The organism is Streptomyces durbertensis (genome assembly GCF_014156695.1).
In the GTDB taxonomy this organism is placed as follows: Bacteria; Actinomycetota; Actinomycetes; order Streptomycetales; family Streptomycetaceae; genus Streptomyces; species Streptomyces durbertensis.
This window is the reverse complement of the sequence record NZ_WMLF01000270.1, coordinates 1-7272: the sequence shown is the minus strand read 5'-3', so window position 1 is coordinate 7272 and position 7272 is coordinate 1. Positions and strand designations below refer to the sequence as shown.

The following is a 7272-nucleotide window of genomic DNA, read 5'->3' as shown; positions in this document are numbered from 1 at the left end:
GGGCCCTTTCCGTCCACCACGCCCCCTCACCCCACGCCGCGCCCGGTGGTCCGGCGAGAAGGGCACAACACGGGCCGCATGGCGAGACCGTGCTCGCCGGTGTGCCCGTGTTGTGCCCCGCTCGTCCCCGGCGGACACCAGGTTGTCCGGAAGCGGTCAGCGGTAGTTCACGAACTGCAGGGCGAAGTCGAAGTCCTGGGCCTTCAGGAGGGCGATGACCTCCTGGAGCGCGTCCCGGCTCTTGGAGCTGACCCGCAGCTCGTCGCCCTGGACCTGCGCCTTGACGCCCTTGGGGCCCTCGTCGCGGATGATCTTCGCGACCTTCTTCGCGTTCTCCTGCGAGATGCCCTCCTGGATGGAGGAGAACAGCTTGTACTCCTTGCCGGAGGCCTGCGGCTCCCCGGAGTCCAGGGACTTCAGCGAGATCCCGCGCTTGACCAGCTTGGACTGGAAGATGTCGAGGACGGCCTTGGCCCGCTCCTCGGAGTTCGCGCGGATCTCGATCTTCTCGCCCGACCAGGCGATGGACGCGCCCACGCCCTTGAAGTCGTAACGCTGGGAGATCTCCTTGCTCGCCTGGTTGAGAGCGTTGTCGACCTCCTGCCGCTCGACCTTCGAGACGATGTCGAAACTGGAGTCGGCCATCGTGAGTTGGCTCCTCGTCGGTAGGTTGCTCGGGGGACAGCGGGCCGCACACGGCCGCGCGGGCCAGCCTAGCTCCGCGCCACGGTGCCCCGCCGCTGATCAACCGGGTGGCGGAGCACCCGTGGGGATCGGGTATGGTTTACCTCGTTGCCACGGAGCACGGCTCCCCGGCGACACCATCCCAGGCGGTGTGCCCGAGCGGCCAAAGGGAGCAGACTGTAAATCTGCCGGCTCAGCCTTCCCAGGTTCGAATCCTGGCGCCGCCACAGGATACGAGAGGGTCTGTGACCAGCAGGAATGCTGCTCACAGACCCTCTCGGCGTCTCGCGGGCGCGCCTGGCCGCTATGGGCGCTTTGTCCCGGTGTGTCTCACCCGGATTCGGGTGCTGACCAGTCCGTGTGGGGCAGGCGTGGGGCAGCTTCGGCCCTCCTAGCCACCGTTCCTCAGGGCCCGCTCGATCCTGGCGTTCGCGGTGGCCGCGCCGCCGTCCAGGCACTTGGCGTACACCCGGAACAGCACGGCCACGCTGTGGCCCGCGCGCGCCGCCACTTCCTGCGGCTCCACTCCGGAACTGAGCCACGTCGACACAGCGGCGTGGCGAAGGTCATACGGACGCTTCGCCAGCAGCGACGCGCACTGAGTGGGTGTGAGCGCGCGGGTGCGGGCTTCCGCCCAGACCTCGCCGTATCCGGTGTCCTGGATCAGCCCGCCGCGCTGCGTGCGGAACAGCCGCCCGTCGGGTGCGACGCCATACGCCGTGATGTGCCACCGCAGGAGGTTCACGAGAACGGGCGGGACCGGCACCGTCCGGACCGCCTTCCGGGGGCGGTGCTTGAGGCCGCGCCGGTCGTGCGCCTCGCCGCTGTCGGTCCACGCCGACCCCGACCGCGGGCGGGTTTCTCGGAGCCGCAGGGTTCCCCACCCCCGCCGGGGTAGCTCGCAGTCCTGGAGGCGGAGCCCGATGACTTCAGCCGGCCGCGCCGCCGCGTAGTACATGCACCCGAAGAACGCGACCAGGCGCCGCCCGCGGGCGCTCTGCGTACGCACGGCGTCGAGCAGCGCGAGTGCCTGCCGCGGGTCGGGCACGGACGCGGGGTCCAGTTCCTCCGACACCTGCTCCGGAGCCTTCCACTGAACCTGGGGCAGCGGGTTGTCCGCCAACCGGCCGGCGTCGACGGCGTAGCCGAGCGCGTTGTGGAAGATGGCCCGCTTCCGCCGGATGGTCGACGCCGCGGCGGTGGAGCCGTCCAGCTTCTTGGTCAAGGCGTTCAGAGCCGCACGCACGTGCATCCGGTCGGCCAGCGCGGACGTGGGCAGAGACTTCCGCTCGAACCACGCCAGCACGGCGGCCACTTCCTCCGGTGCTTCCTCGTCTCGGCGACTCACGTTGAACGCCCAGCCGTAGAGCGCGGCCCGCACCGTCCTGGCGTCGGCCATGCCCTTCGTGTTCGTGACAAGCGCCGGCGTCACCGTGGCCATCGCCTCAGCGAGCGTCCGGCGAGTGGAGCCGGGAGCGTGCTGCCACTTCATCTCGATGTACTCCCGGGCGTGCTGGTACCAGGTCACGTCGTTGCGCTGCCGCAGCTCGGAAACAGGCAACCCGGTGGTCACGTCGAACGGCTCGCCGGCGTGCGCCGCCCGCAGCAGCTCGGCGCGTCGGCCCTCCGCCAGCGTCTTGGTGCGGAACGTCTGAGAGTGCACGGTCTCGTCCGTCTTCCAACGCAGTTCCGCAGAACTCTGCCCGCGGTCCTTCCGCTGCCGCACGGACCAGATCCGAACGTTGTACGTGTTCCCCATGGGGACCTTCCTGCAGAAGGGGCCCGGCACGAGCCGGGCCCCTTGGGTGGAGTTGGTGAGGTGGTGCGATCAGTAGGCGGGCGATTCCAGCTTGCTGAGCCATTCGTCAAGGTCGACGCGGCGAACCCGCAGGTGACCGTTCGGCAGTTTCACGAGCCGCGGAGCCTTCCCGCGGGCGCGCATGCGGTAGAAGGCGGCACGGCTCATACCGAGCTCGCTGAGGACTTCGGGGAGCTTGAGCATCTGAGGACTGGCCATGGTGCACTCCTTCGAGGCTTCGGTCTGGAAGGGGGCGGTGTCTTCGGACGGTCGGTTCGTCGGGAGTTCGCCTCTGTCCGAGGTGTGGATTTCTGCGTCACCGCGTCACGTGCGTCACTCAGGCCATCTGGCCTGCGGGTTTCTCGTGACGGAGAGCGTTGGGGGTGCGTCACTGGTGACGCAGGCTGTCCGTCACCTGTGACGCAGGTGACGCGGCGTGACGCAGGGAGAGGCCGTCTGCGTCACGGCCGTCTGCGCAGGTCACCCCTGGTTCTCGGGGCCGGCGTGACGCAGGTGACGCAGGTTTTCCTACCTAGGACAAAGAGAGGGCGTCTGCGGTAGTGCGGTGCGCACAGGCGTGAAGAAGGAGCCATCTCAGGGCGGCGCCGCCGCCGAACAGCAAGAGGAGCACGCCCGGCCGGTGGTGCTCCTCTTGCTTGTCTGGCCCGGCGGCCGGTCAGAACGCCTGTTGCTCGTGCAGTGGCGTGGCCGGTGAGCGGGTCATCTCGATGTAGCGCCCCTCCCGGGTGCGGCCCGAGTCGATGAGGACGCCCCGTGCGGCCAGGGTGGGTTGGAGGCGCTTGAGCCGGTCGGAGAGGACCTTTCCCGTGGTGGGCCACCCCTTGGGCAGGGGACGGAAGTCCTCGCCGCTGTAGAGGCGGCTGAGGCAGTGCAGCCACTCGGTGGACGTCATCCGCTGCCCTGTGCCCGGTTCGATGTCCGCGGCGTGCCTGAGGACGGTCTGGGCCAACAGGTCGCCCTCGATCACGTCGTCGTTCAGGTCGTCCAGGCTGGCCCGGTATGCGGCGAGCGCTCCGAATCCCGTCGCTGCGTCGAGTTGCGCGCACAGGTGCGCGAAGTCCGCCATGCGCAGGTCGGTCGGTGTCTCCGCCTCCACCGCGCGGACCTTGACCGTGAGGTCGAGCAGGGACCCGAGGATGACCGGTAGAGCCTCGGCGTACTCGTTCCACAGTTCTGCTTCTGTGCGGCGGACGCGGGGGCGTTCGAGCCGCAGGGGGAGGAGTCGTTCGGCGAGGTCGGGGCGGATGACTCCGACGTCGATGCCGGTCAGCAGGAGTGGGCGGCGGTAGCGTGCGCGGAACACGTCGCCGTCGGTGAACAGGGCGCGTTTGACGTTCTCGGCGCCGGTGACGATGCAGCACATGGCGTCGGAGAGGTCGGGGGTCATGTGAGAGAGGTTGTCGAGCGCGGTGACCCAGCCGGCCGCCACGGCCGCGATCAGGTTCTCCTCGTCCTTCGGGGCCCGGCGCAGGTCGCCGCTCATGCCCTCGACGATCCGCACGAGCATCCGGCCCCCCGTCGACTTACCCGCGCCTTGGGGGCCGGTGAGGAACGGGGCGGGGACGGGCACGGACGGCCCGAGACAGCCGATCAGCCAGGCGAGGGCCAGGCATTCCGTCTCGGCGGTGGCGAAGTTGCACAGCCCGAGCAGCAAGTCGATGCCCTTGCCGTCGGTGTCCTTCGCGGGCAGTGGCAGTTCGCCGGTGAGCTGGGTGCGGCGCCAGCACACCTCACGCGGGTCCGGGATGGTGATCTCCCAGCCGGTGGGGTGGATGCGGACCGACCGCCCGTCGTCCCGCCCGAGGTCCAGCCACGTCGCCCCGTCGAACCCGGGCGCCACGCGGATGTGAACGGGCTGGACGTCCTCGGTGAGTGCGAGTGCTTCGATCAGGTCCAACGCCTCCTTGAGCGCGGTGCCGTTGAACACGCCGACCCCGTCGCGGTAGAGCCCGACCATGAGTTCCTGGCGGTGGCTTCCAGTGGTGCCCTGTGACCGGATCGGCCGGGCGACGGGGTGCCCGTTCTTCTGCGCGTAGACGGTGCCGTCGGCGGTGCGGAAGTACCGGAAGTTGGCCTGCGCGTAGTCGGTGATGACCTCGCGCGCCGGGTTCTTCTCGTCGTCAGCCATGGTCACAACCCCAGTCGCGTGCGGGCGTTGGTCCACGCGTCGGTGCAGTGCCGGACGGTTTCGCCCTTGGTCTGCGCGGCGGCGAACAGTCGCGCCACGTGCGCGTCGGTCAGGCAGCCGCACCGGCCGTGGGTGGAGAGCACGGCGAGGAAGGTCCGGTAGACGCAGGCGTGGATCGCGCTGCGCGCCTCGGTGATGCGCTGCTCGGCCATGGCGATGCCCCGTTCCAGGAAGACGGGTGAGCGGTGACGACACTCCACACCACCCGCCGGCGCGGCAGCCGACGTTGCCGGCCGAACCGTGGGGGCGTTCTTCGCGGCCAGCGCGCGCACGGCGTCGGGCAGGTCAGCCACAGCGCCGCTGCCGGCGCCGAGCCAGCGCGCGTAGGCCATGGTCGACTTGATGTCGACGCCGGGGCGGACGGCGTTCACCGAGCGCATGGTGCCTTGGTAGATCCAGTGCTCACCGCGCGTCGTCGGCACGGTTTGCGTGGGCGGCAGGTTCTCCCGGGCCCATACGAGGGCTGTCGCGGTGTCGAGGTCGACGACGGTCAGCCCGGCGCCGCCGGGGTGGTAGCCGACACACACCGCCTCCCGCCACGCGGCGGACCACGCGGGTGAGGCGATGACGGTCGGCTCGGTGGTGGCGGCGGCCCACGCGTGGCAGACGCGCGGGCAGCGGCACGGGCCCGGGGTCTTCATGTTCGGCCGGCCGCCGCACGCGTTGCCGGTGCAGGTGCGGCAGTTGCCGAACGGGACCTTGCCCCGGCGCAGGGGCAGGACGGGTACGCCGGCCGCCGCGAGGCTCAGCGCGGTGCGCAGCGGGTTGAGGGTCTGGGTCATGCCGCTACCTCACGGGTGGTTGCGGTGGTGGTGGCGCTGAGTAGGTGGGTGTAGGCGTAGTGGGCTTGTTGGGGGACTACGCCGTTGCCGAGGATCTTGAGTTGTTCTTTGCGGGGGATGTCGGCGACGTTGGTGACCCATCCGGTGGGGAGGCCCATGAGCCATTCGGCGAAGGCGGGTGACAGGCGGCGGTTGCCGCGGGTGCCGGGTTCGGTGGGGCAGGGCGCGGGGCGTCCGGTGATGTGTTCCCAGCGGCGGATGGCGGGGCCGTAGTCGGTGCCGTCGACCGCGACCCATCGTTCGTCGAGTCGCACGGCCTGGCCGGGCAGGTAGTACCGGCCGGAGGCGTCGCGCTGGTTGGGTCCGCCGTGCGGCCCGTCGGACGCTTTCGGGGTGGGCAGGAGGTTGACGACTACCTCGTTGAGGGGGCGGGCGTTGCGGCCCAGGAGGTTGGAGGCGCCGGACTTCCAGTCCCGTGCGGCCGGCGTCGGCAGCAGCCTCACGTCCCCGGAGGGGGTGGGGGGAGCTTGGTGACGGCGGTGCGCAGGTTCATCCCGCCCTTGCGTTTGGGGCTGAGGCCGGGGCCGCCAGTGCCGTCCGAGGTGGTGGGGGTCGGCATCAGCGGGATGGGCAACTGCGAACCACCGGTCGCGCGGGTGCGGGGCGCCGACTTCGGGGTCACCAGCTCGTAGACATGTCCACCGCGCGTCATACCCGAGCGCGGCCAGGTCCGCGGCGACGACGTCCAGCCCCCGCGAGCGGAGCGCCGCCACGTTCTCCAGGAAGACGTAGCGCGGTCGAATGACGCCCACAGCCTCAGCGACGTTCTTCCAGACCCGCGACCACTGCCCATTGATTCCGTCCCTTCGTCCAGCGTTGGAGATGTTGCGGCAGGGGAAACCGGCGCCGATCACGTCCGGGGCGTACTGGTCGCGGACGTGGTGCCAGTCGACGGCGGTGATGTCCCCGAGGTTGGGCACCTCGGGGTGGTGCGCGGCGAACACCGCCGCGGCGAACGGGTCGGACTCGGCGTAGGCGGTGACCTGGCCGCCGGTGCCGGCGCGGATCGCCGCTTCGAGTCCGCCGTAGCCGGCGCACAACGCCAGCAAGCGGAGCGGCGGGCTCGGGGCTCGCCGGATGATGGTCGGTTGCGTCATGCTGGGAGACCTCCACAGGTCAGTCAAGTTGGCAGGTGGACGAGAGCGGCCCCGGTCATTGGCGTGAGAGGGGCCGCTCTTGGCGTGGCTAGCCGTGGAAGTGGTTGCGCTTGAACGTGGCCCGGCGGATGTTCACCGTGGTGCCGGCATCGCGAGGGCCGCTCATGCTGAAGAGCTGAACGGCGATCCAGCCACCGAAGATCACGGCGGCCAGGACGATCAGTTGGGTGATGAGCGCGGTCAACGCCGTGATGAACGCGGTCAGCATCAGCAGCCCGCCGCACACCGCGAGGAACCCGACGCCCCCGAGCGCGACGTTCACCGCCGTGCGGGACACGGCCGGCTTGGCGGCGACCGGTTCGGGGTGGGCGGGTTCGATGGCGTAGCCGGTGACGATGCGGCCGTCGGGGAGGACGATGCTCGCCACGGTCGGCAGGGTGCCCGGCTGGACCGGCACGGCCGGCGTCGGGAGGGCACCAGGGTGCGTGAGCGGGGTGGGTCGGTGGACTTCCATGGCCCGGCGATTGGGCGTGCCGGGGGCGTGGTTGGGGTGCATGTGGAGTCCCTTCCGGTGCCGGTTCAGGGAGGCCGCGACACCCCCTTCGGGGTGCGCTGTGGAGGCTGTCTCTTATACACACTGAC

The 7272-nt window shown here is 70.3% G+C and carries 7 protein-coding genes and 1 tRNA gene; 1 reads left to right on the top strand and 7 read right to left on the bottom strand.

Annotated features, from left to right (window positions below; all coding sequences use genetic code 11):
• Positions 1-156: 156 nt before the first annotated feature.
• Positions 157-645 carry a YajQ family cyclic di-GMP-binding protein gene (locus tag GL263_RS17585; RefSeq protein ID WP_182856676.1) on the bottom strand — a complete coding sequence of 163 codons (489 nt, stop codon included), beginning with the start codon at positions 643-645 and terminating at the stop codon, positions 157-159.
• A 184-nt stretch (positions 646-829) separates the two neighbouring features.
• Between GL263_RS17585 and GL263_RS17580 the strand changes: the two genes are divergently transcribed.
• Positions 830-911: transfer RNA gene (locus tag GL263_RS17580), tRNA-Tyr, on the top strand.
• A 164-nt stretch (positions 912-1075) separates the two neighbouring features.
• On the opposite strand, the gene GL263_RS17575 is transcribed toward GL263_RS17580, so the two are convergent.
• The 6 genes from GL263_RS17575 to GL263_RS17550 all read right to left on the bottom strand — a co-directional run bounded on the left by GL263_RS17575 (position 1076) and on the right by GL263_RS17550 (position 7186).
• Positions 1076-2443 carry a tyrosine-type recombinase/integrase gene (locus GL263_RS17575; protein WP_182856675.1) on the bottom strand — a complete coding sequence of 456 codons (1368 nt, stop codon included), beginning with the start codon at positions 2441-2443 and terminating at the stop codon, positions 1076-1078.
• A gap of 69 nt (positions 2444-2512) precedes the next feature.
• On the bottom strand, positions 2513-2701 hold the full coding sequence (locus tag GL263_RS17570; protein WP_182856674.1) for a helix-turn-helix transcriptional regulator: 189 nt from the start codon (positions 2699-2701) through the stop codon (positions 2513-2515).
• A gap of 457 nt (positions 2702-3158) precedes the next feature.
• Positions 3159-4631, bottom strand: a complete 1473-nt coding sequence (locus GL263_RS17565) for an AICE element replication initiation protein (RefSeq protein WP_182856673.1) — start codon at positions 4629-4631, stop codon at positions 3159-3161.
• Positions 4632-4633: 2 nt separating this feature from the next.
• Positions 4634-5473, bottom strand: a complete 840-nt coding sequence (locus tag GL263_RS17560; RefSeq protein ID WP_182856672.1) for a bifunctional DNA primase/polymerase — start codon at positions 5471-5473, stop codon at positions 4634-4636.
• A complete protein-coding gene (locus GL263_RS17555; RefSeq protein ID WP_182856671.1) occupies positions 5470-6630 on the bottom strand; it encodes a DNA cytosine methyltransferase in 1161 nt (386 codons plus the stop codon). Before GL263_RS17555 ends, GL263_RS17560 begins: the two co-directional genes overlap by 4 nt.
• Before the next feature lie 88 nt (positions 6631-6718).
• Positions 6719-7186, bottom strand: coding sequence for a hypothetical protein (locus tag GL263_RS17550; RefSeq protein WP_182856670.1), 468 nt, complete (start codon positions 7184-7186; stop codon positions 6719-6721).
• Between the last annotated feature and the right edge of the window lie 86 nt (positions 7187-7272).